At 41.7% G+C, this 20,515-nt stretch carries 22 protein-coding genes and 1 pseudogene; 14 read left to right on the forward strand and 9 right to left on the reverse strand.

The genetic code is table 11. From position 1 onward, the window contains the following. Positions 1 to 654 precede the first annotated feature (654 nt). The 9 genes and pseudogenes from cysE to RMY27_RS28150 form a co-directional block, all read left to right on the forward strand. A complete protein-coding gene (cysE, locus tag RMY27_RS28110) occupies positions 655 to 1,395 on the forward strand; it encodes a serine O-acetyltransferase (protein WP_322668141.1) in 741 nt (246 codons plus the stop codon). Positions 1,396 to 1,496: 101 nt separating this feature from the next. Then, positions 1,497 to 1,727, forward strand: coding sequence for an Asr1405/Asl0597 family protein (locus RMY27_RS28115; RefSeq protein ID WP_292816153.1), 231 nt, complete (start codon positions 1,497 to 1,499; stop codon positions 1,725 to 1,727). Between the two features lie 302 nt (positions 1,728 to 2,029). Then, positions 2,030 to 2,227 (forward strand): DUF2949 domain-containing protein, encoded by a 198-nt coding sequence (locus RMY27_RS28120; protein WP_094349915.1) that lies wholly within the window; start codon positions 2,030 to 2,032, stop codon positions 2,225 to 2,227. Positions 2,228 to 2,598: 371 nt separating this feature from the next. Next, positions 2,599 to 3,729, forward strand: a complete 1,131-nt coding sequence (gene nifV, locus RMY27_RS28125; protein ID WP_322668142.1) for a homocitrate synthase — start codon at positions 2,599 to 2,601, stop codon at positions 3,727 to 3,729. Continuing rightward, positions 3,719 to 4,006, forward strand: coding sequence for a nitrogen fixation protein NifZ (locus tag RMY27_RS28130; RefSeq protein ID WP_322655417.1), 288 nt, complete (start codon positions 3,719 to 3,721; stop codon positions 4,004 to 4,006). Before nifV ends, RMY27_RS28130 begins: the two co-directional genes overlap by 11 nt. Then, entirely contained in the window at positions 3,981 to 4,184 is a 204-nt protein-coding gene (nifT, locus tag RMY27_RS28135) for a putative nitrogen fixation protein NifT (protein WP_069070440.1), read from the forward strand. Before RMY27_RS28130 ends, nifT begins: the two co-directional genes overlap by 26 nt. A gap of 158 nt (positions 4,185 to 4,342) precedes the next feature. After that, a complete protein-coding gene (locus RMY27_RS28140; RefSeq protein WP_322668143.1) occupies positions 4,343 to 4,885 on the forward strand; it encodes a (2Fe-2S) ferredoxin domain-containing protein in 543 nt (180 codons plus the stop codon). A gap of 249 nt (positions 4,886 to 5,134) precedes the next feature. Beyond that, positions 5,135 to 6,334: a PD-(D/E)XK nuclease family protein gene (locus tag RMY27_RS28145; RefSeq protein ID WP_322668144.1), complete on the forward strand. Its 1,200-nt coding sequence runs from the start codon at positions 5,135 to 5,137 to the stop codon at positions 6,332 to 6,334. 51 nt (positions 6,335 to 6,385) lie between these two features. After that, positions 6,386 to 6,583: pseudogene (locus tag RMY27_RS28150) on the forward strand (Uma2 family endonuclease); the annotation flags it as partial. Between the two features lie 121 nt (positions 6,584 to 6,704). Here the strand turns inward: RMY27_RS28150 and RMY27_RS28155 are convergent. The 3 genes from RMY27_RS28155 to RMY27_RS28165 all read right to left on the reverse strand — a co-directional run bounded on the left by RMY27_RS28155 (position 6,705) and on the right by RMY27_RS28165 (position 9,012). Next, positions 6,705 to 6,971 carry a protochlorophyllide oxidoreductase gene (locus tag RMY27_RS28155; protein ID WP_322668145.1) on the reverse strand — a complete coding sequence of 89 codons (267 nt, stop codon included), beginning with the start codon at positions 6,969 to 6,971 and terminating at the stop codon, positions 6,705 to 6,707. Further along, on the reverse strand, positions 6,961 to 7,530 hold the full coding sequence (locus tag RMY27_RS28160) for a hypothetical protein (RefSeq protein WP_322668146.1): 570 nt from the start codon (positions 7,528 to 7,530) through the stop codon (positions 6,961 to 6,963). Before RMY27_RS28160 ends, RMY27_RS28155 begins: the two co-directional genes overlap by 11 nt. Positions 7,531 to 7,629: 99 nt before the next feature. Next, the gene (locus RMY27_RS28165; RefSeq protein WP_322668147.1) at positions 7,630 to 9,012 is read right to left on the reverse strand and encodes a 1-acyl-sn-glycerol-3-phosphate acyltransferase; all 1,383 of its coding nucleotides are present in this window, start codon (positions 9,010 to 9,012) and stop codon (positions 7,630 to 7,632) included. Between the two features lie 150 nt (positions 9,013 to 9,162). Between RMY27_RS28165 and RMY27_RS28170 the strand changes: the two genes are divergently transcribed. Beyond that, positions 9,163 to 10,980, forward strand: coding sequence for a proline--tRNA ligase (locus RMY27_RS28170; RefSeq protein ID WP_322668148.1), 1,818 nt, complete (start codon positions 9,163 to 9,165; stop codon positions 10,978 to 10,980). 367 nt (positions 10,981 to 11,347) lie between these two features. Further along, positions 11,348 to 11,959 carry a GerMN domain-containing protein gene (locus tag RMY27_RS28175; RefSeq protein ID WP_322668149.1) on the forward strand — a complete coding sequence of 204 codons (612 nt, stop codon included), beginning with the start codon at positions 11,348 to 11,350 and terminating at the stop codon, positions 11,957 to 11,959. A 57-nt stretch (positions 11,960 to 12,016) separates the two neighbouring features. Here RMY27_RS28175 and RMY27_RS28180 read toward each other — a convergent pair whose 3' ends face one another. The 3 genes from RMY27_RS28180 to efp form a co-directional block, all read right to left on the reverse strand. Next, positions 12,017 to 12,364, reverse strand: coding sequence for an ArsR/SmtB family transcription factor (locus tag RMY27_RS28180; protein WP_094349905.1), 348 nt, complete (start codon positions 12,362 to 12,364; stop codon positions 12,017 to 12,019). A gap of 62 nt (positions 12,365 to 12,426) precedes the next feature. Beyond that, positions 12,427 to 12,984 (reverse strand): acetyl-CoA carboxylase biotin carboxyl carrier protein, encoded by a 558-nt coding sequence (gene accB / locus RMY27_RS28185; RefSeq protein ID WP_322668150.1) that lies wholly within the window; start codon positions 12,982 to 12,984, stop codon positions 12,427 to 12,429. Between the two features lie 108 nt (positions 12,985 to 13,092). After that, positions 13,093 to 13,650: an elongation factor P gene (efp, locus tag RMY27_RS28190; protein WP_109012189.1), complete on the reverse strand. Its 558-nt coding sequence runs from the start codon at positions 13,648 to 13,650 to the stop codon at positions 13,093 to 13,095. Positions 13,651 to 13,823: 173 nt separating this feature from the next. Here efp and RMY27_RS28195 point away from each other — a divergent pair, with 173 nt between their 5' ends. Then, on the forward strand, positions 13,824 to 14,930 hold the full coding sequence (locus RMY27_RS28195) for a peptidylprolyl isomerase (RefSeq protein ID WP_322668151.1): 1,107 nt from the start codon (positions 13,824 to 13,826) through the stop codon (positions 14,928 to 14,930). Positions 14,931 to 14,991: 61 nt separating this feature from the next. On the opposite strand, the gene RMY27_RS28200 is transcribed toward RMY27_RS28195, so the two are convergent. After that, positions 14,992 to 15,594 carry a Uma2 family endonuclease gene (locus RMY27_RS28200; RefSeq protein ID WP_322668152.1) on the reverse strand — a complete coding sequence of 201 codons (603 nt, stop codon included), beginning with the start codon at positions 15,592 to 15,594 and terminating at the stop codon, positions 14,992 to 14,994. A 90-nt stretch (positions 15,595 to 15,684) separates the two neighbouring features. Here RMY27_RS28200 and thiL point away from each other — a divergent pair, with 90 nt between their 5' ends. Next, positions 15,685 to 16,707: a thiamine-phosphate kinase gene (gene thiL / locus RMY27_RS28205; protein WP_322668153.1), complete on the forward strand. Its 1,023-nt coding sequence runs from the start codon at positions 15,685 to 15,687 to the stop codon at positions 16,705 to 16,707. 85 nt (positions 16,708 to 16,792) lie between these two features. On the opposite strand, the gene RMY27_RS28210 is transcribed toward thiL, so the two are convergent. Together RMY27_RS28210 and nadD are read right to left on the reverse strand one after the other, a co-directional pair. Next, complete coding sequence (locus RMY27_RS28210; protein WP_322668154.1) at positions 16,793 to 17,806, reverse strand: type I glyceraldehyde-3-phosphate dehydrogenase; 1,014 nt, start codon at positions 17,804 to 17,806, stop codon at positions 16,793 to 16,795. A 114-nt stretch (positions 17,807 to 17,920) separates the two neighbouring features. Next, the gene (gene nadD / locus RMY27_RS28215; protein ID WP_322668155.1) at positions 17,921 to 18,547 is read right to left on the reverse strand and encodes a nicotinate (nicotinamide) nucleotide adenylyltransferase; all 627 of its coding nucleotides are present in this window, start codon (positions 18,545 to 18,547) and stop codon (positions 17,921 to 17,923) included. A gap of 403 nt (positions 18,548 to 18,950) precedes the next feature. On the opposite strand from nadD, the gene murC reads away from it, so the two are divergent. After that, positions 18,951 to 20,414, forward strand: coding sequence for a UDP-N-acetylmuramate--L-alanine ligase (gene murC, locus RMY27_RS28220; protein WP_322668156.1), 1,464 nt, complete (start codon positions 18,951 to 18,953; stop codon positions 20,412 to 20,414). Positions 20,415 to 20,515: the final 101 nt, after the last annotated feature.

The raw sequence follows: 20,515 nt of genomic DNA on the forward strand, positions 1-20,515 counted from the left end.
CGAGTATTTGAACTGGATGAATCCACCTTTTATCTCCGTTGACGAGTATTTGAACCGGATGAATCCACCTTTACAGGTTGCTTGAGTAGGGGCGCTATGAGAATATTTACCTATTCTGCTGTTCTAAGATTTTGCGATCGCTATTCCCACACATCTATATAATAAGAAAACAGTTGCGATGAGCGATAACTATATTTTGAAACGTATATGTGCATACAGACAGCAAATCCTAAAAGAAAATAAAGAAACCTGTTTTTCGCCTATCCAACTAATAAGATACTAATAGTAATAGGATATACAAAAAATAGATTTATAGCCTTATCAAATTCATATTTGAGTGCATCTGAGTACAGCTTAATATATTGCAAAATATCTTGATAAAATCTTAGCAAATGCTTACGGGTAAAGTTTCTTGTAGCATGAACATAAATTCTTAACCCCTACCCCAAAAATACTAGTACCCCCATCATTAAATACTAGTGCCCCTACCCCAAGATAAATTTTAAGTTTATCTAGAGTCGGGGTTTTGGCGTTTGAGTACAACCTCAATCAATCCAATAAATCCAATCAGCATTGGGTTTTCTATCGAGTTGAAAGTCACCTGATATAAGCATAAAAATAGCAGATGACTCTTGTACCAGATAGACATTACCGATGCAACAGTCTTTAGACAGTATTAGCGATCCCCCAAGTACCAAAATGCAGGATTCTGCCCGTATATCCATGCTGAAAAATTTACTCTCTGGCGTTTTTTTTGAGCCATTATTGAGTGACTTTCGCATTATTTTTGAGCGCGATCCCGCAGCACGTAATTGGCTAGAAGTGGTGTTTTGCTACCCTGGATTGCACGCACTATGTTTGCATCGTCTTGCTCACTGGTTACATTGTCGAGGAGTCGGTTTTATCCCCCGTTTAATTTCTCATTTGGGGCGATTTTTGACCGGAATTGAAATTCACCCAGGTGCAGAGATTGGCGAGGGCGTGTTTATCGACCACGGAATGGGTGTAGTCATTGGCGAAACTGCGATCGTGGGCGACTATACACTGATTTATCAGGGCGTTACCCTTGGCGGAACTGGTAAAGAAACTGGTAAGCGTCATCCCACAGTCGGCAAAAATGCAGTGATTGGGGCGGGTGCGAAAGTTTTAGGTAATCTGCAAATTGGCGATCGCGTCCGTATTGGCGCAGGTTCCGTTGTCTTGCAGAATGTCCCCAGCGATCGCACAGTTGTGGGAATCCCCGGCCGAATTATTTCTCGCAACGAAAGCGTCAGCCTTTCTCCTTTAGAACATGGAAAGCTACCCGATGTGGAAGCAACTGTGATTCGTTCTTTGCTCTCGCGCATTGAAGAACTCGAAAAACAACTGCAAACTTTAGGCGTTAAGAGTCATTAGTCATTAGTCATTGGTCATTAGTCATTAGCAAAGGACAAGCGACAAATGACAAAGAACAACCGACAAAGGACAAAGGACAACTGACAAAGGACAAATGACAAATGACAAATCACGTTTTGCAGATTCCTTTGAGCGATCGCTGGCGAATCTATCACCGTTTGCAAGAGTTAAAAATTAATTGCTCTTGTCCCCCCGATGGTTCTTTACGAGTGCAAGTGAACAATTTGCTCGAAGTAATTCTAATTCGTAGTACAGTTATGCAACTTCTCGCTTCTCGTCACGAATTATTAGAATGGCTAGAGCGTTGCTGGCATTACAGTGATGAGTCATGATTATTTCAAAAAGACCTAATTTAGGCACGATTAATCTTGAATTCATGACGCAAGTACTGGACTTCATCCTTTTTGTTCATAGATGCACAAAGCTCAAATAGGTTTAGAGTTTGAAGCTACTGTCCGCTAGCAGAATTTATTGCAGACTGAGATGGATTAGATGGGGTTTAGATTTCGTTGGGTCTACTTAATCTGAAACTTCCCTGACATATAGCAACAATTAAAAAGGCGAAATTCCCAAATATAAATTGGAATTTCTGATTTTTAACCTTTTCCCAAATTAAGACATTGAAAGTTCAATTATGGCGACTCGGAACAGAGATATAAAACTACTCAATTTTTTGCACAATGAACTTGAACTTTCAAATGCCGATATTGCTGTAGCTCTGCGACACCGTGAATTAGAAAATGGCCCGTTACCGATGCTCCTCTGGCAGTATGGTTTCGTTGACTTGGAGCAGCTAGGAAAAATTTTTGATTGGCTAGCAGACCAAAGTTAGCGAATTTGCACCTCTTAGTGTTGAGTACCATTACCTGCCTAAATTACACCAAAATGCACTAGAAAAGATGAGGTTACGAAGATGATTACATCCTTAATTGCTGGCTTCTGTGTATTACTTTGTTCGGGATTTGCTAATAGTTATATTAGTTCATTGCTACTCGAAGACATTTCAACTGACATCGGTAAAAACGATTAGTAATTTATACATTGTTTTAGTTCCCTGTCATACAGATGTGATGCTAATAATGGGGCAATAATTAAGGATCATGTATCCTACATTATGAATTGTGATATTTTTAGCATTTACCATCACGAGGGATTGTAGAGGGAAAGGATATTAAGAATACTTCCAAGAGAGGGATATTTGCAATGAATCAAATCATAATTAATGACACTACATTACGTGATGGGGAACAAGCAGCAGGTGTTGCCTTTACTCTACAAGAAAAAGTAGCGATCGCGAAGTTTCTCGATGCTATTGGTATACCGGAATTAGAAGTGGGTATACCGGCAATGGGTGACGAAGAAACCCGTGCGATCGCCGCAATTTCTAACTTGGGTTTACAAGCAAAACTCTTAGGCTGGAACCGCGCTGTCATCTCAGATATCAAGGCTTCCATCGCCTGTGGTTTGAATCGGGTGCATATTGCCATTCCCGTCTCTGGTATCCAAATTGCCACTAAATTTCATGGTCAGTGGCGAGTAAGTTTGCAAAAACTCAAAGACTCAATCCACTTCGCCCTTGACCAAGGTCTTTGGGTAGCAGTCGGCGGAGAAGATTCTTCCAGGGCTGATGAAAACTTCCTCTTAGATGTAGCACTTTATGCCCAAGAATGGGGTGCATCCCGCTTCCGCTTCTGCGATACCGTCGGAGTACTCGACCCCTTCACCACCTACACCAAAGTCCAAAGGCTGGTTTCAGCGTTGACGATTCCCTTAGAAATCCACACGCATAATGATTTTGGTCTAGCAACTGCTAATGCTCTTGCGGGTATCAAAGCCGGAGCTTCATCAGTGAATACCACAGTCAACGGATTGGGTGAACGGGCGGGAAATGCAGCATTAGAAGAAGTTGTCATGGCGATTAAACGCATCTACGGCGTTAATTTGGGCATTGACACACCCAGTTTGCTGGAACTGTCTCAACTAGTCGCAGCCGCATCAGGTGCTAGCGTACCACCCTGGAAAGCGATCGTTGGCGAAAATACCTTTGCTCACGAATCTGGCATCCATGCTCACGGGGTATTGCAAAATCCCATTACCTATGAACCATTTGCACCCGAAGAGGTGGGTTGGGAACGGCGTTTAGTAGTAGGTAAACATTCTGGACGGCATTTAGTTGCTAACTTGCTAGAACAGCATGGAATTTTCTTGAACCCCCAAGAAACCCAATCTGTTTTAGATGCAGTGCGCCATCAATCGGTACAGAAAAAACGCAGTTTGACGACAGAAGAATTATTGAATTTGGTCAGAGAACAGAGGTACTCTCATGCAACGTGATGAATTAGAACTAAACTTGCCACCCGCTTTTGAAATTGGTGAAAAAGTCAGAGTTCGTAAACTGCTAAAAAACGATGGTACCTTTCCCGGTAAGGAAGTCGGCCAAGTTTTAGTCAACAAAGGAGATATCGGTTACATAGCGAGTATAGGCACATATTTGCAGACTTCCTATATATATGCTGTGCATTTCTTAGAAACAGGGTTTATCGTCGGCTGCAAGAAAAAAGAACTAGAATCGGTTGAGGAATCTCATGAAAGTAATGCTACGGATGAATGATGCCGGCACTTTAGTAGTTTACGTTGCGAAAAAAGACCTGGAAGAAGAAGTCGTCAAACAAACCGATGGAAATGATGGCAAGATTCTCACCCTAGCAAATGGTTGGGAATTAGAATTTCGTGAATTGCCAGACACAGCAAATTTACCTCAAACAGTAGAAGCTAAACGCCTCGCTTAAAAATAGTTAGGAGTTAAGAGTTATGAGTTGGAAGTTAAGAATTATGAGTTAAGAGTTATGAATTATTAACTCTTAGCTCCTCATTTTTAACTCCTCACTCCTAACTCCTCACTCCTAACTCTTCGCTTTAACTCCCCACTCCTAACTTTTTATCAATCATGGGTAACAAGTATTTGACGTTATCAGAATTGAATCTTGAGGGACAGTTACTAGGTTTTGTTGGTGGTGAACCAGGAAAATATAAATACTTGCAATTGGCAGTTCCATCTGGAAATGTAGATGTTAAACTGCCTAAAGAGTTACGCCGTTTACTAAGTTCATCCTTAGTTCCTGGTCAGCAAATTCGCATTTGTGGTCATAGTAAAATAGACTCGCGCACAAGTAAAATTAAAATTAAAGCCTATAAGGTGACACCAATCAATACTTGTCCAAAACAAGATTTACCACCTCAAACCAAAGCGAGGATTATGGTATGTCAAAAGGGTGGTTGCCTGAAACGTGGCGGTAAAGGGTTATTATCAGAATTAGAAAAAACTTTGTGCGATCGCGGTTTATTAGACAAAGTTACCATTGAACATACAAGTTGCCAAAAATGCTGTGGCAGCGCTCCCAACTGTGTTTTGCAGCTTGGTAAAAAGAAATACAAGAATATTCATCCTGAAGCGATCGCAACTTTGCTAGAAAGTCACTTAACAGAGTAATAATCATCTCTAGCTATTCTTAAAATAATACATAACTTTGTAGGGGTAAAAATTTATCCCTATTTTTTGTTGGTATAGTATAGCACCCTTGTCAAACTGCGATCGGCTAAGTTATAACTGCTGCACTGCTACTAATACCGAATATAAACAGAATTTATAAAAATTTCCAGTAGTCTTGTTCCATCAGTACTACAAGCTTAATTATTGTGTGTAACTTTTTTGGAATTACCTTAAATACTTAAAAAATAAATGTCTTTGTTCACGAATTTACTCAATCTGCATTCAGGAAACAAACCGCGTGAAGATTTTTTTACTGAGATTGTTGCTTATTTTTTATCCTTGAATAAAGATATTTTAATTGATTGGCTAAAACATCACTCAATCATTAGTGATGATAATTATTCCAGCGTCAAGATTTCAACTCAACAAGAACATCAAGCTCTGGCGAGCCATACTGAGGATAGTAGACTTGATATTGTAGTTGAACTTTCAACTGGTTTAAATACAGATGTAATATTTATTGAATCAAAAATTGGTGCAAAGGATGGAAATAATGCTTTAAAAAAATATGCTGATATTTTGAGTAATTTACCAAATGTCAGACATCGAATTTTAATTTACATCACCCGTGATTATGACCCAAAAGAAGAAATCAAACAATATGATTGTGATCCAAAAGCAGCAATTAAAGAGTATTGCCTTGAGTTATCACCCAAGATTAATTTCTTCCAACTGAGGTGGTATCAGTTTTATAGTTTCCTGGAAAAACGCGCATTTGATATCTTAGCCCAAGAAATCTTAATTTTTATGAGGAATAACAGAATGGCTCACAATAATCAACTTTCATCTATTGACATATTGACAATGGTAAATTTTAACAAAACACTCAATTTTATAGAAGCTACACTTAATGACGAAGTTAAAAAAGAATTTAAGCAAGCTTTTGAAGGTGTCAATAAAGCTGAACTGGATAGCTTATACCAGTGGAAATCTAAAAATAGATATATAATAGGCACTAGCCTTTCTATCAAAAAATGGGCTTTTTGGTGTGGTCTTGGATACTTCGACCTAAATCCAAGCAATTTAACAGATTATCCGTATGTAGGTATATTTTTACAGGTTTCTCCTAATTTTGTAGAACGTCCAAAAATTATTGAGTCCATGCAGAAAGTAATTAACGATAAACACAATATATGGACTCCTATTAATTTAACAATTTTGCCAGCATGGTCAACTATTTTTTATCAAAAAAGCCTACAAGAATTTTTATCTGAAAAAGATCAGTTGTCTGCTATTAAATTATTTTTCCAAGAGTCAATAGAGGAATTAAAAATGGTTCAAAAACAATATTTCAACTTTCTTCGGAATGGTGTAAGTATAGAAGAAACTACAGAAGCTGATAAAGAAGAAGACCTAGACACCTCACCATCTTTCATCGCATCACTTTAATCAGCTACAGCTATATTAAGATAAAAATAACTCTGCATTCTCGTAGTTGTTATGAGCTTTACCATTGCTAAACGCTTTACTATAGCTGAATATCACCGTCTAGCTGAACTCGGCTTCTTTGAGGAAAATGACCGAGTTGAGCTAATTAAGGGTGAAATAATCCAGATGGCAGCAAAAGGTACACCGCACTCTGTTTGTGAAACACGCCTAGAACGAGAATTATATAAACTAGTAGGCGATCGCGCAAGTTAATTTATATGCCAAATGAATCAGTTAATCTGCCATGTTTCCCTGATTTAGTTATGAATTTATCCAAGGTATTTTCAGGTTGACGTACCAAGGTCGATTAAACTAAATCCCCTTTGATAAACTAAACCAAGGCACAGTAAAGTTTCCAGAAAGAAGAGTGAGAAATTCTCAAAACATTTTGTAAAAATATTTGTTCACGAACCGATAATATAATCTCTACTTTTGCATTAGTTACCTGAGCAAACTCTATGTTTGTCGTTTCTTCGACTTCAGGGAGTAAATGTGCAACACCAAATAATTTTCCCAAAGGAGATGTTTTTAGAAAAGCTTGCCGTTGGGCGTGAGTCATCATCTCACTTGAGCCTACTCTTATTTCATCACTGCTCATATAGCTTTGCTTCTCCCCATTGACTTTCGTGTAGCTGACAGAATTTTGCTGCTGCTGTTCGTGAAAATCTGAAGCCATATAACTCTTCTCTAGGAGTGCTACGTGCGAAGCCAAGATATTCCATCTGCACTTTATCTCTATAGTATGACACAGCTGTATCTAGAGCTTCCAGAATAACTAGCGGCTCGTCTGCTTGTGTTTGACAAAATTCCAGACCTACCTTGGTTGCATACCAGATTAACCATTTGCCGATTGGTTCAATTAATCGTTCAGCTACATCTCCTCGACTTGTAGGATAGGCTTCTATATGTTCTATTTCTAGAAAACGGGGATATCCAGGATAGGGATAAAGACCATATTGCACTAATCCCCAAACTTTGCCCTTATAAACGAGTTTGACTATGTTTTGGCACTCAAAACTAGTATTTTTCCAGAAGTTTAACCAGCTACAGAACCAATCGTTTGGCATATCGTTTTCTCTAGCTGGCGAAAGAAAAGCTATTTCTTCAGCCGTCGATTGAATTCGGACTTTTACCTGATAGGAACCAATGCTAGTCAATTAAGTTTTACAACCTTTTAGTAGGAATCTTGCATATTCAAAGATTCTAAAGCACCTACTAAATAATATAAAACAATGAGCATATAAGTTTCATATTTTTCAAATCAATCCTTCCAAAGCGTGTTGCAAATCATTGGTCACATCAGCAACAGCTTGTTTAGCACCCAAACGATTTTCCTTATACGCTGGGTAACGCTCAGAAATAGATATAGGTTCACCCACAGTAATTTTAACTTTTTGCTTACCCAATTGTGGACGCTGTGCACTTTTATCGCCTTTGATTTTAGCAATCATTTGCCATAAAATTAAAGTTGTCTCAGCAAACCTTTCTACTGTGGGATTTTCACGAATATAATTACCAGAAACAGCCACGAAACTTTCTACTAAACGCATGTGCCACATCCGCGCATTTGCTTCTTCAGCAACGCGATCGCCTAAAGCTTTCTCTACAGCAGATATTCCTTTTACATCCTTAAAATCTTCTCTAAATATATAATTCCACCCAGCTTGTTCTACCCGCCGACATCGGTCACTCAAAGTACCTTTTGACTGCAAATCAAAATACTGTTCTGATATTAGTAGCGCCGCATTTAACAAAGCTTGCAAACGAACTGCTAGTGCTTCATTTCTATCTTCAATTTCTCCTACTACTGTTTTCATATCTGGCAGCTTTAGATGATAAAAGCGCGTGTAAAATTTTTCCATCAACGAAAGTAAATGTTCTGCCAAAGTTAACAACCGGGGATAAAGCGACTCTATAGAAGCTTTTTCTGCTTCATTCACAGGTAAACCACTAGCCCCTTCGATTTCGCTTAAAAGATTAGCGATCGCACCCCAAGGAGCATCAACATAACTATATTTAATCCCAACTGGTACAATTAGAACCTGTTGGTCGCGTCCAGCTTTGTGCAAATCTTCAGCACACCAAAAGCCTAATTGGGCAATACCAGGTTCTAGGGGGCTAATATTCTCTGATAAACCATTGGTTGCACCCTCTGGCGCAGCAGCCATCGGAAATTTCCCATTGGCAAACAAGTCACGCGCCGAACGTAACCCCGTCCAGTCAGCTTTACCTCGCTGAATCGGAGTACCACCTAAATGAGAAGCAATCCAGCCAACGTGGGAACCTGCCCATAAAGGAATGCCGCGATCGTAGATAAAATGAGCGTGAATGGGAAGTTGTAGCGCTGTACCTTGTGATCGTGCTACCTTTGGCACGAGTTGAGACAGCAAGTAGGTCAAACAAAACGGATCGTCTGTTTTAGGATGGCGAAATGCCAGCATAAAACGGATCTTACCCTCCTGAAACTGGCGATAAAGATCCACCAGCACCTCTACGTTGTCTGCTTCAATTTGGGTAATAGGTGTTTGCCAGTTTATCCAACTGGGTAGCAACAGATGGACAACTCGTAGAAATAAGGGGTTAAACGCTGGAGGAATAAATTCTAAGGGTGGCTGTGCTTGATAAATTACATCTGCCAAGGTAGTTTTCTCCTAAAATTGCGATCGAAAAAGGCGGAAGGCTATAAGTAAAAATGAAAAATAAATAACGCTGTGTACTTTGTACTTCATCCTTAATACTTCATACTTTAGTTGACATAGAAATTAGCGATCAAAGAAAGGCTATAAACGATGCGACTCTCACAAATGTTATTCGTTACACTCCGGGACGATCCAGCTGATGCTGAGATTCCTAGCCATAAATTATTACTCCGTGCAGGCTACATTCGTCGCATCGGTAGTGGTCTTTATGCTTATTTGCCTTTAATGTGGCGGGTATTGCAAAAAGTTTCTCAGATTGTGCGGGAAGAAATGAACGCTACAGGCGCACAAGAATGTCTCCTACCACAATTACAACCATCTGATTTATGGAAAGAATCGGGACGCTGGGACACTTACACGAAAGCTGAGGGGATCATGTTTTCCTTAATTGACCGCCGCGAGCAACAATTAGGATTAGGCCCAACTCATGAAGAAGTAATCACAGCGATCGCTCGTGATATGATTCGCTCTTATCGCCAGCTACCACTAAATCTCTACCAAATTCAAACCAAATTCCGCGATGAAATTCGTCCCCGCTTTGGTTTAATGCGCGGACGGGAGTTTATCATGAAGGACGCCTATTCCTTCCATACCGATGAAGCTAGCCTTAAAGAAACTTACCAGGATATGTATAAAGCCTACAGCAATATCCTGCGGCGTTCTGGTTTAGCTTTTCGAGCAGTGGAAGCTGATTCTGGTGCAATTGGTGGTTCTGGTTCCACAGAATTTATGATTTTGGCAGAAGCCGGTGAAGACGAAGTTCTCTACACTGAGGATGGTAAATACGCCGCTAACGTAGAAAAGGCTGTTTCTTTACCAATTGACGCCGAAACCTCACGGTTTACAACCTATGAGAAACGCGATACACCTGGAACAGAGACGATTGAAAAGGTGTGTCAACTCCTCAACTGTTCTCCTACTCAATTGGTGAAAAATGTCCTTTATCAGACAGTTTATGATAATGGCGCAACAGTGTTAGTTCTGGTAAGCATTCGAGGCGATCAGGAAGTTAATGAAGTCAAATTGCAAAATGAACTGACCAAATTAGCTTCTGAATATGGCGCTAAAACTATTATTAGTTTGAATGTACCAAATGTAGAAGCCCAGCAAGCATGGACAACTAAATCTCTGCCTTTAGGCTACATTGCGCCAGATATCGCAGATGAGTATATTACTGCTAATAAACAGATCCATCCCAAGTTTTTGCGCTTGGTGGATCAAACAGCAGTTGATTTAAAAAACTTTGTTACAGGCGCAAATGAAGCTGGCTATCACGTAGTTGGTGCTAATTGGAGTGAGCAATTTAAGTTACCAGAGCGAATAGTAGATATTCGTAAGTCAAGACCAGGCGATCGCGCCATCCATAACTCAGAACAAACCTTACAAAGCGCCCGTGGAATTGAAGCCGGTCATATATTCCAATTAGGCACTAAATATTCTCAAGCGATGGGTGCAACTTATACCAATGAACAGGGTGAAGAAAAGCCGCTAGTTATGGGTTGTTTTGGTGTAGGCGTATCACGACTAGCACAAGCTGCCGTAGAGCAATCTTACGATAAAGATGGGATTATTTGGCCAGTTGCGATCGCACCTTATCACGCGATCGTCACAATTCCAAACATTAAAGATGCTCAACAAATCGAAATCGCCCAAAAACTTTACACAGAACTCAATCAAGCGGGAATTGAAACCCTACTCGATGACCGCGATGAAAGGGCTGGAGTAAAATTTAAAGATGCTGACTTGATTGGCATACCTTATAGGATTGTAACCGGACGTGCGATCTCTAATGGCAAAGTTGAAGTTGTAGAAAGAGCCACGCGTAACTCTCAAGAAATTGCCATTGATGAAGTAACAACAACACTCAAACAGTGGATTACGGAAGCAATAGAGGGGAGAGGGAAGTAGGGAGTAGAAAATTTTTCATCCAACCTAACTTTTCACCTCATCTAGAAAGTTCCACGAAAAACCTAACGCCCTTCCCAAAATGGTAAGGTGGAAAATTCAAAGTCTCTCTCCTTCTAGGAGAGAGATTTAGAGAGAGATTTTCCAGATTCTGTAAAAAATTAAATTCTCCACTCCCCAAAATTTACATAATTTGGTAGGTGACGGATTAGAAGTAAAAATTCTAAAATTGAATGAGGGGCTTGCAAAATTAAAAGGCATTAAAGTCTCTTCCAGATTGTGAGAAACTCTTCAGTTACAAGTATCGTCGTTAACCAGGCTGCTCCTCACATAACTACCATATCAGCCCTCAGTTAGGAAGGTTTTGAACATGAAAGACCAACAAGGATCTAATCGTATTTCTTCAGGCGTAATTGCAGCGGTGTCAGCAGCAGTTGTAGCGGTGGGTGGCGGTGTAGCTTGGTTTACCACACAATCCGGCAATACTCCCACACCATCAAACCCTTCTGGCCGCATTGAACAGCCAGCACAGCCATCAACTAGGCAGCCAGCTAATGAGCAAACCCCCAACGTTTATTGGCTAAGATCAAACAACAAAAATGTTACTTTGGTTCCCCAGCCTGTTAGAGTCGCTTCTATTCGACCCAACCAGCCTTTAGAAGCAGCTTTCCAGAGTTTGTTAGCAGGCCCAACAGAAGGCACAGATTCTACAACCATCCCCAAAGGAACCAAACTGTTGGGGCTGAAGGCGGAAAATGATGAAGTTCACGTTAATTTATCTGAAGATTTTACCAGCGGTGGTGGTAGCACTTCAATGATGGGTCGCGTGGGACAAGTTGTTTACACTGCCACAACTTTAAATCCCAAAGCCAAAGTATACATTGACGTGAATGGCAAACCGTTGGATGTTTTAGGCGGTGAGGGTGTAGAGTTACAACAACCGCTAACTCGTGAACAGTTTCAGAAAAATTATCCACTTTAGTCATTAGTCATTAGTCATTGGTTTTTCACAAATGACAAATGACAACTGACAAAAGACCTAACGTTTGCTATTTAACACACGAAAATTACGGGCTTGCTGCTCCAACCTTGTGGCGAGGCGATCGCAAACCCGATTACACAACTCAAAAATCATTTGATCTTCCACCCGGTAATAGGCGCAAGTTCCTTCACTGCGGCGGCTAAGGATACCTGCTTGCCACATTACCTTCAGGTGTTTTGACACATTTGCCTGAGAAGTCTGTGTTGCCTCTACCAACTCTTGCACGCATTTTTCTTCATCCCGTAATAAGTGTAGCAGCCGTAGGCGCATTGGCTCACTTAATAGGCTGAAGTATTCAGCTACTTGTTGCACCACTTCAGGTGGTAAAGGCAACGTTTGTTTCATCAGGGTTGACCCGCAAGGACTGAAAGTTTTAACAATGACTCACATCATATATACATTAATACTTAATCAGGGTTAATTCGCATCAAAGGTTGACCATATTCTACAGCGTCGCCATTTTGGAGGAGAATTTCCATCACCTGTCCAGAGACTTCGGCTTCGATTTCATTCATCAGCTTCATGGCTTCAATGATACAGACTGTTTGACCCTTGCGGACGCGATCGCCCACTTCCACAAATGCCGCTTCCCCAGGCGCAGGAGCGCGATAAAACGTTCCTACCATTGGGGAAGGCACTTCTACTAATCTCTGGTCAATGGTTGAGGGAGGATTTACTGATAACTGCATTTGTGTGCTAGTTCCAGTATTCTCAAATACACGAGATGTGGACACCTCCGTTACCTGACTTCCGCTCATCTGGTTTACTCCAGATGAACTTGATGTCAAGCCTGAACCTACCACACCGCCTAAAGTCCCTTGACCTACCGACAACATTTGATTGCTAATGCTCACAGCCTTACGGACTGTTAGCTCAAAATCATCGCTTTTGAGTATGACTTCTGCAATATCTGTTTGTGCGATAGTTGCCAGTAATTGGCGGATTTCATTAAAGTCCAATGGCACAGTTTTTATTACCTCGACCTATCCGTAAATTAGCATTTTAAGTGTGGCAGGGAATTAATCCCTATGTAGGGATTTAAATCGGGACTTGCATCTCCATAGAGATGAAAGTTATTCCCTGCTGATATATTTATCTTCTTGGGTATCAACTTTGATGCGTTCTCCTTGAGAAATAAACAAAGGAACCATCACAACTGCACCAGTTTCTAGAGTTGCTGGTTTTGAGCCACCTGTGGCAGTGTCACCTTTTAAACCTGGATCTGTTTGGACAATTTCCAGAACCACAGACTTAGGCAATTCTACTCCTAGCACCTGGTCGCCCCACTTAATAACTTCAGCTTCCATACCTTCCTTCAGGTACTTGACGCGATCGCCAATTTGTTCGCGAGTTAATCTGCCTTCTTCGTAGGTTTCCATATCCATAAAGACAAACTCATCGCCTTCTTTATAGGTATGTTGCATCGTGCTTTTTTCTAGAGTGGCTTGCGGCACTGTTTCCCCTGCACGGAACGTTTTTTCCATAACGCTCCCACTCTGGACATTTTTTAGCTTAGTTCGTACAAAGGCAGAACCTTTACCTGGCTTGACGTGTAGGAATTCAAGCACTCGCCATACAGACCCATCTAATACAATTGAAACACCGGGTCGAAAGTCGTTACTGGAGATCATGAAACTTTCAAATTTTGGAAGACAATCGGCATTTATTGTACCCTTCTAGGGTCGTCATTGGGCATTTGTCATTAGTTAGTTGTCATTTGTCATTTATCCTCCGCCCTTAACGTGGGAAGATTATTGATGGGTTACGTCCAGTCAACAATTTAATGCTGCATTTGAGTTATCCCATGCTTAACTTATTAAAATCCTGGCTGAAGAACAGCCTAATGGCAATACTGCTGATAACAATATTTTTAGGCATAACTACAGCTGGGTGGACTCCCTCCAGTAGCGCCGCACTGCCAGCCGGCAATGCAATTACCGACGGAAAGGCTTTGTTGCGGTATGCACTCCCGATAGATAACAAACCTGTGCGGCAATTACAAGGCAGTTTAGAGGACATCTCTGCCCAACTGCGGGCGAATCGGCGTTGGGGTGCTATTTCCAAAGACATTAGCCAAGCATCCCGCATTCTCGATAAACCTTCCCAAATCTTAACAAGCGTTCCCGCAGAACGCCAACCCCAAGCCGAAGCTTGGATTACCGAGTTGAAATCTGGGGTGGGTAAATTGCAAGAATTGGCGAACAGCAAAGATAAAGAACAAATACTGGAAGAGAGAGGTAAACTACTAAATCTCGTTACTCAGCTAGAAGAGTCAATGGTGAAACAATTCCCCTTTGAAGTGCCTGCCCAGTACAATAATCTGCCGCAACTTAAAGGTCGTGCCACTGTAGAAATTAAAACCAACAAAGGCGATTTGGCCCTTGTCGTAGACGGTTACAGCGCTCCTGTGACTGCTGGTAATTTTGTAGATTTGGTACAGAGGGGTTTTTATAATGGCTTAGAATTTACCCGTTCTGAAGAATCTTACTTTCTCCAAACTGGAGATCCTGCTGGGAAAGATGTGGGTTTCATTGACCCAGCAACGGGCAAATATCGCGCTATTCCCTTAGAAATATTAGTTCAAGGAGATAAAGCACCGACTTATGGCATTACTCTAGAAGAAGCTGGTCGTTACGTTGATATGCCAGTTCTACCTTTTTCTGCTTTTGGTGCAGTAGTGATGGCCCGTCCCGAAAGTGAAGTAAATGGTGGTTCATCACAATTTTTCTTCTTTTTGTTTGAACCAGAACTCACCCCCGCCGGACGCAACCTATTAGATGGTCGCTATGCCGTTTTTGGTTATCTCACCGAAGGCAAAGAAGTTTTGGATAAACTGAAGGCTGGCGACAAAATTGAATCGGCAACTGTAGTTCAGGGAATAGAAAATCTGGTTCAGCCGCAAGCTGCATAAGAGAGGGCAGGGGAGCAGGGAAAGCAAGGGAGAATAATTACTAACTCATAACTCTTAACTTCTAACTCCCCTGATTCAGATTTCCGGCGGTGAATATCCGATCAACTGCGTTCACGAAGTGTGCCGAAGGTATCGCTAATTCTGGAAAAGTCCGTGATACAATTTGCTGAGTTGCTGTAAAAACTGTTTCTTCGTAAAATCCATCTTCCAGTAGTAACACCGAAAGTTTTTTTGCCAGTGGGTCTACAATCCAATATTCAGGAACCTCTAAGGCTGCATATTCTGAGCGTTTATAACGATAGTCCCGTTTCACCGACTCTGGACTAACCACCTCGACAATTAGTAACGGTGGTGACTCAAATACTGCTGAAGCATTCAACAATTCTCTAGCTTGCTCCAGTGTCACTACACACAAATCAGTCAACCTAGATTTATTTCTACCCGTTCTCACCCCACTTTCCCGAAAACACAGCCAAGTAGAGTTACAACGTTTGATTTCTGCATCTAGCGATTGCTCAAGAAATTTGGCAATCAGGAAATGTTCAATAGTAGGTGGATTCATTAGCTCTAGCTTGCCATCCACCAGTTCATAATGGAAACCGTTGCCATCATCATAGGTTAAGTACTCCTCAAATGTGATGCTGGTTACTGGTGTTGTTACCATTCCAACTGACTCCTAGACGATACCCTTATCTTAAAACAGTAAAGTAAATCATCAGTTTTCTTCGTAATTTTGCAACACGGAAAACCGATTGTGAACAGTGAGTTATCTTCTCAACAAGTAAAAGACATTGGTGAACAAGGTCTTTTAGAAAGATTACAGCGTTTCTGTCCTCCAGAAATTATCGGCGATGATGCAGCAGTACTTGAGACTGCACCAGAGAAATCTTTGGTAGTGACTACAGATGTACTGGTTGATGGCGTGCATTTTAGCAACCTCACCACTTCTCCAGAAGATGCTGGTTGGCGAGCTGCTGCTGCAAATTTATCAGATTTAGCAGCAATGGGTGCTTCTCCATTGGGAATCACTATTGGGTTGGGATTACCCGGTGAACTTAGGGTGAGTTGGGTAGAACGCTTGTACCAGGGAATGACAGAATGCCTGCAAAAATACAATACCCCAATTGTTGGGGGTGATGTGGTGCGATCGCCTGTTACTACTCTGGCAATCACCGCTTTTGGTCAAGTTAACCCTAGTCACATTATCCGCCGTTCTGCTGCTGTTGTGGGTGATGCGATCGTCGTTACAGGCGTTCATGGAGCCTCCCACGCTGGCTTAGAACTCCTCTTACATCCCGAATTAGGACAAAACCTCAAAGATGTAGAACGCACGGCTCTAATCCGCGCACATCAACGTCCACAACCACGATTAGATGTCTTACCAATCCTCTGGAAAATCTTAACTCCTAACTCCCAACTCTCCATTGCTGGTATGGATAGCAGCGATGGTTTGGCAGATGCGATTATCCAAATTTGCCGCGCGAGTGGCGTTGGCGCTGTTTTAGAACACAGACAAATTCCCCTAGCAAAAACTTTTAACCATTGGCTGACACCAGACCAAGCGCTAAGATATGCTCTATATGGTGGCGAAGACTTTGAATTAGTACTGTGCTTACCACAAGAATTAGCATCAGCCTTAGTGCAACATCTTGGAGAAGGTGCTGCGATCGCAGGCAGAATTACAGCCGGATCGACAGTAATATTGCACGACGAGCAAAAAAAATTCCCTGACCAAGTTCTGAATCTTAGCCAGGGATTTCAACATTTTAGTCAATAATCTTTTATCATTTGTCCTTTGTCTTTTGTCATTTGTGAAAAACCAATGACCAATGACTAATGACTAATGACCAATGACAAATTAATTATTGCCACTTCTCAGCTACCAACTCTGCCAAATCCAAAACTCGTTGGCTGTAACCCCACTCGTTGTCATACCACGCCATAACTTTTACAAGGTCACTGCCCATAACCAAAGTCAAGCTGGAATCAACAATTGAAGAAGCATCACTACCTTGATAATCGGAAGATACCAGTTCTAGTTGGCTGTAGTCCAAAATCCCTTTAAGTGGCCCTTCGGCAGCATCTTTGAGAGCTTGGTTAACTTCTTCAGTAATAGTACGCTTCTCAACCTGAACTACGAAATCTACCATTGAGACGTTCGGGGTTGGTACGCGCAAGGCAACGCCATTTAGCTTGCCTTTCAGGTCTGGGATAACCAGCGCCACTGCTTTTGCTGCACCAGTAGAAGTGGGTACAATGTTTATCGCTGCGGCCCTTGCCCGTCGCAAATCCCGGTGAGAAGCGTCTAGCAAGCGCTGATCGCCTGTATAGCTGTGGGTGGTGGTCATCGTACCTTTGATGATGCCGAACTTATCGTTCAACACCTTGGCGATTGGTGCCAAGCAGTTGGTAGTACAGCTAGCGTTACTGATAATGTTGTGTTTGTTGTGGTCATAGTCATGATGATTCACACCAACCACAAAAGTACCATCCTCGTTTTTACCAGGAGCGGTAATCAGAACTTTCTTGGCTCCAGCATTTACGTGCTTGAGCGCTCCTTCTTTGCTAGTAAATACCCCGGTTGCTTCGATAATTAGGTCAATTCCCCAATCTTTCCAGGGCAAGTTTTCTGGGTTGCGATCGGACACGCACTTAATGGTCTTACCGTTAACGATGATAGAGTTATCATCGGCACTAATCTCAGCACCCTTGATCTTCCCTAGCATTGAGTCATACTTCAGCAGGTGAGCATTAGTTCTAGGGTCTGAAGTGTCATTAATAGCGACAAGATCGATTTTACTATTCTCTCTACCCACCCAGCAACGCGCAAAGTTACGTCCAATCCGCCCGAAACCGTTGATTGCAACTCTAATCACAGTGTCTTGCCCTCTGTATTTATGCTTATATTGATATCGTTGACCCCAATCATATCGCAAAGGGGGGGGGCACTTTTAACCATAAAGTGTTAGATCAATAAAAAAACACATAATTTATTCAGATTTGTAAGAGTAGAGATTGTTGTTAGTGATATATGATCTGACCGATTCCGGGACTAAATAACGAATTGACTGGCGGTCGCGGCAAAATTTGCGAATTAGACTTGACGAAACTCCTACTAAAGGTATATTCAAGAGTTGCCAGTGAATGATCAGAGACTGCTCCCTGAGTTGTTGCTCGACTTGCTTGCAGATTAATTTGCTTTGAGTTATAGTCTCACCACCTAGCTGTCGGGGTGCGATTAACCAATCACACATTTGTGCTAATTCGTGTCCCCGATACCAACCGGGTAAGGTTTGGAAAGTATCCAAGCCCACAATCCAGTACCAATGAGTATTTGGGTAACAAGCAGATAAGTCAATCAGGGTGTTAATGGCATAAGAAGTCCCAGAGCGATTAGTTTCCACGAGTGAGACAGTAAACGCTGGGTTATCTTTTATAGCTAATTGCAGCATTTGCAGACGATGCTCAAACAAAGCTGCTTCTTTGTGAGGAGGATTTAGGGATGGCACCCAAATGACCTTTTCAAGCGATACTTGATGCAAAGCTGTCTCGGCTACGAGCAGGTGTCCCCAATGAATTGGATCGAATGTGCCACCAAAAATTGCTAGTTGCTGCATCCAGATAAGCCTGGGTTATATGCAATTGAAAAATAGTTTCATTACCAATGTACTATTGTACTCAATTCACGCCTAGACTTGATGCAATTTCAAATTAGTTTCACTAAACAATGTATTATGTAGCCAATTCCAGTAAGGTAGCCAAAAATATGTATTTGACATTACAAGAATTTCTTTCCCGATGCAGCGAAAATTTTCAGAATAATCTTAAGAACAGTTCAGAAATAGCAAAAACCTCCAACCAAGGTAAAATCATTCTCAACCAGGAAAACCAGAGCAGAAACATCATTTGGGCATCAAACATAAACATGATACAGGAGTAGTTACGGTAAAAATCAAATTCCTGTTATGATACGCGTGTCATTTGTGATTATGGTGTGGTGTGGTGTAAAAGGAGCAATAAATGACTAATTTTGTAGATTTTAGTGGTAGACCATTTCATTTCATTGGGATCGGTGGCATAGGTATGTCTGCTCTGGCATACGTTCTTGCAAAGCGTCAATTTCCAGTATCAGGTTCGGATCTTCGTCCTAACCACATTACGCACAAGTTGGAATCTATCGGTGCTCATATTTTTGGTAAACAAGAGGCAAGCAATCTCGAATTCTTTCAGCCTCAAGTATTGGCTGATCCAGTAGTATTAAATTCACAAGAACAATTACGTGCTGATACTAAGTCAAAACTGCCTCAAGTCATTTGTTCAACAGCAATAAACCCTAATAATTTAGAATACAAAGCAGCGCTGGAATTAGGTTGTCCAGTTTTACATCGTTCAGATGTACTAGCAGCTTTAATTGCTGATTATTACAGTATTGCAGTGGCAGGAACGCACGGCAAAACTACAACCAGTAGCATGATTGGCTATATGCTTCTGGAAGCAGGTTTAGACCCAACGATTTTAGTCGGTGGCGAAGTCAATGCTTGGTCCGGTAATGCTCGATTGGGACAAAGCCAATATTTGGTAGCCGAAGCAGATGAATCAGATGGTTCTCTGGTAAAACACGCTCCTGAAATTGGCATCATTACCAATATTGAACTCGATCATCCCGACCATTACGATACATTAGAAGAAGTCATTGACACCTTCCAGACATTTGCTAAGGGTTGTAAAACTTTAATAGGTAGCATTGACTGTGCGACAGTGCGCGATCGCTTGCAACCCACAATTACCTACAGCTTACACTCAGATACCGACGCTGATTACACCGTCACCAATATTGATTATCGTGCTGATGGTACCACAGCTTTGGTTTGGGAAAGAGGCAAAGCTTTGGGCGTGTTGACGTTGCGGTTGCTCAGTCGGCACAATCTCAGCAATGCTTTAGCCGCAGTAGCTGTTGGTCGGGCTTTGGGCTTAGAATTTGGAGCAATTGCTAAAGGTATCGCCACCTTTGAAGGAGCAAGACGACGCTTTGAGTTCCGAGGTGAAGTCAATGGCATTACCTTCATTGATGACTATGCTCATCACCCGAGCGAGATTCGCGTTACTCTCGCCGCAGCACGTTTACAGGCAAGACCAGGGCAAAGAGTGGTTGCCATCTTCCAACCCCATCGCTATAGCCGTACACTGACCTTTTTAGATGAATTTGCCGAGTCATTTACTCATGCTGATTTGGTAGTGCTAACTGATATTTACAGTGCAGGCGAACCGAATTTAGGGCAGATTAGTGGTGAACGTCTAACGGCAGAAATTGCTAAACAGCATTCGCAGGTCGTTTATCAACCAACTTTACCCGCAGTGTATGAGTACTTGCTACAAACACTACGCCCAGGAGACTTGGCGCTGTTTTTGGGGGCTGGAAACTTGAACCAGGTCATTCCTGAAGTAATTACGACACTTTGTGAGCCGGCTAAAGCCACATCCTAAAGTGGAGACTTTGCGAAGTTTTATTTCTGAGCAAAGCGCCCCTCTCGCAACGGTTTCATGTGTGAACTCTATTACCGTATCTTTGCGGTAAATAAATGTAA

The sequence above is a fragment of the Nostoc sp. DedQUE09 genome (assembly GCF_034530915.1).
In the GTDB taxonomy this organism is placed as follows: domain Bacteria; phylum Cyanobacteriota; class Cyanobacteriia; order Cyanobacteriales; family Nostocaceae; genus Nostoc.

Bases quoted from the DNA above. Each gene is read 5' to 3' on its own strand.
- cysE (WP_322668141.1), top strand. From the start codon at position 655: ATGCAACAGTCTTTAGACAGTATTAGCGATCCCCCAAGTACCAAAATG.
- RMY27_RS28115 (WP_292816153.1), top strand. From the start codon at position 1,497: ATGACAAATCACGTTTTGCAGATTCCTTTGAGCGATCGCTGGCGAATC.
- RMY27_RS28120 (WP_094349915.1), top strand. From the start codon at position 2,030: ATGGCGACTCGGAACAGAGATATAAAACTACTCAATTTTTTGCACAAT.
- nifV (WP_322668142.1), top strand. From the start codon at position 2,599: ATGAATCAAATCATAATTAATGACACTACATTACGTGATGGGGAACAA.
- RMY27_RS28130 (WP_322655417.1), top strand. From the start codon at position 3,719: ATGCAACGTGATGAATTAGAACTAAACTTGCCACCCGCTTTTGAAATT.
- nifT (WP_069070440.1), top strand. From the start codon at position 3,981: ATGAAAGTAATGCTACGGATGAATGATGCCGGCACTTTAGTAGTTTAC.
- RMY27_RS28140 (WP_322668143.1), top strand. From the start codon at position 4,343: ATGGGTAACAAGTATTTGACGTTATCAGAATTGAATCTTGAGGGACAG.
- RMY27_RS28145 (WP_322668144.1), top strand. From the start codon at position 5,135: ATGTCTTTGTTCACGAATTTACTCAATCTGCATTCAGGAAACAAACCG.
- RMY27_RS28155 (WP_322668145.1), bottom strand. From the start codon at position 6,971: ATGAGCAGTGATGAAATAAGAGTAGGCTCAAGTGAGATGATGACTCAC.
- RMY27_RS28170 (WP_322668148.1), top strand. From the start codon at position 9,163: ATGCGACTCTCACAAATGTTATTCGTTACACTCCGGGACGATCCAGCT.
- RMY27_RS28175 (WP_322668149.1), top strand. From the start codon at position 11,348: ATGAAAGACCAACAAGGATCTAATCGTATTTCTTCAGGCGTAATTGCA.
- RMY27_RS28180 (WP_094349905.1), bottom strand. From the start codon at position 12,364: ATGAAACAAACGTTGCCTTTACCACCTGAAGTGGTGCAACAAGTAGCT.
- efp (WP_109012189.1), bottom strand. From the start codon at position 13,650: ATGATCTCCAGTAACGACTTTCGACCCGGTGTTTCAATTGTATTAGAT.
- RMY27_RS28195 (WP_322668151.1), top strand. From the start codon at position 13,824: ATGCTTAACTTATTAAAATCCTGGCTGAAGAACAGCCTAATGGCAATA.
- RMY27_RS28200 (WP_322668152.1), bottom strand. From the start codon at position 15,594: ATGGTAACAACACCAGTAACCAGCATCACATTTGAGGAGTACTTAACC.
- nadD (WP_322668155.1), bottom strand. From the start codon at position 18,547: ATGCAGCAACTAGCAATTTTTGGTGGCACATTCGATCCAATTCATTGG.
- murC (WP_322668156.1), top strand. From the start codon at position 18,951: ATGACTAATTTTGTAGATTTTAGTGGTAGACCATTTCATTTCATTGGG.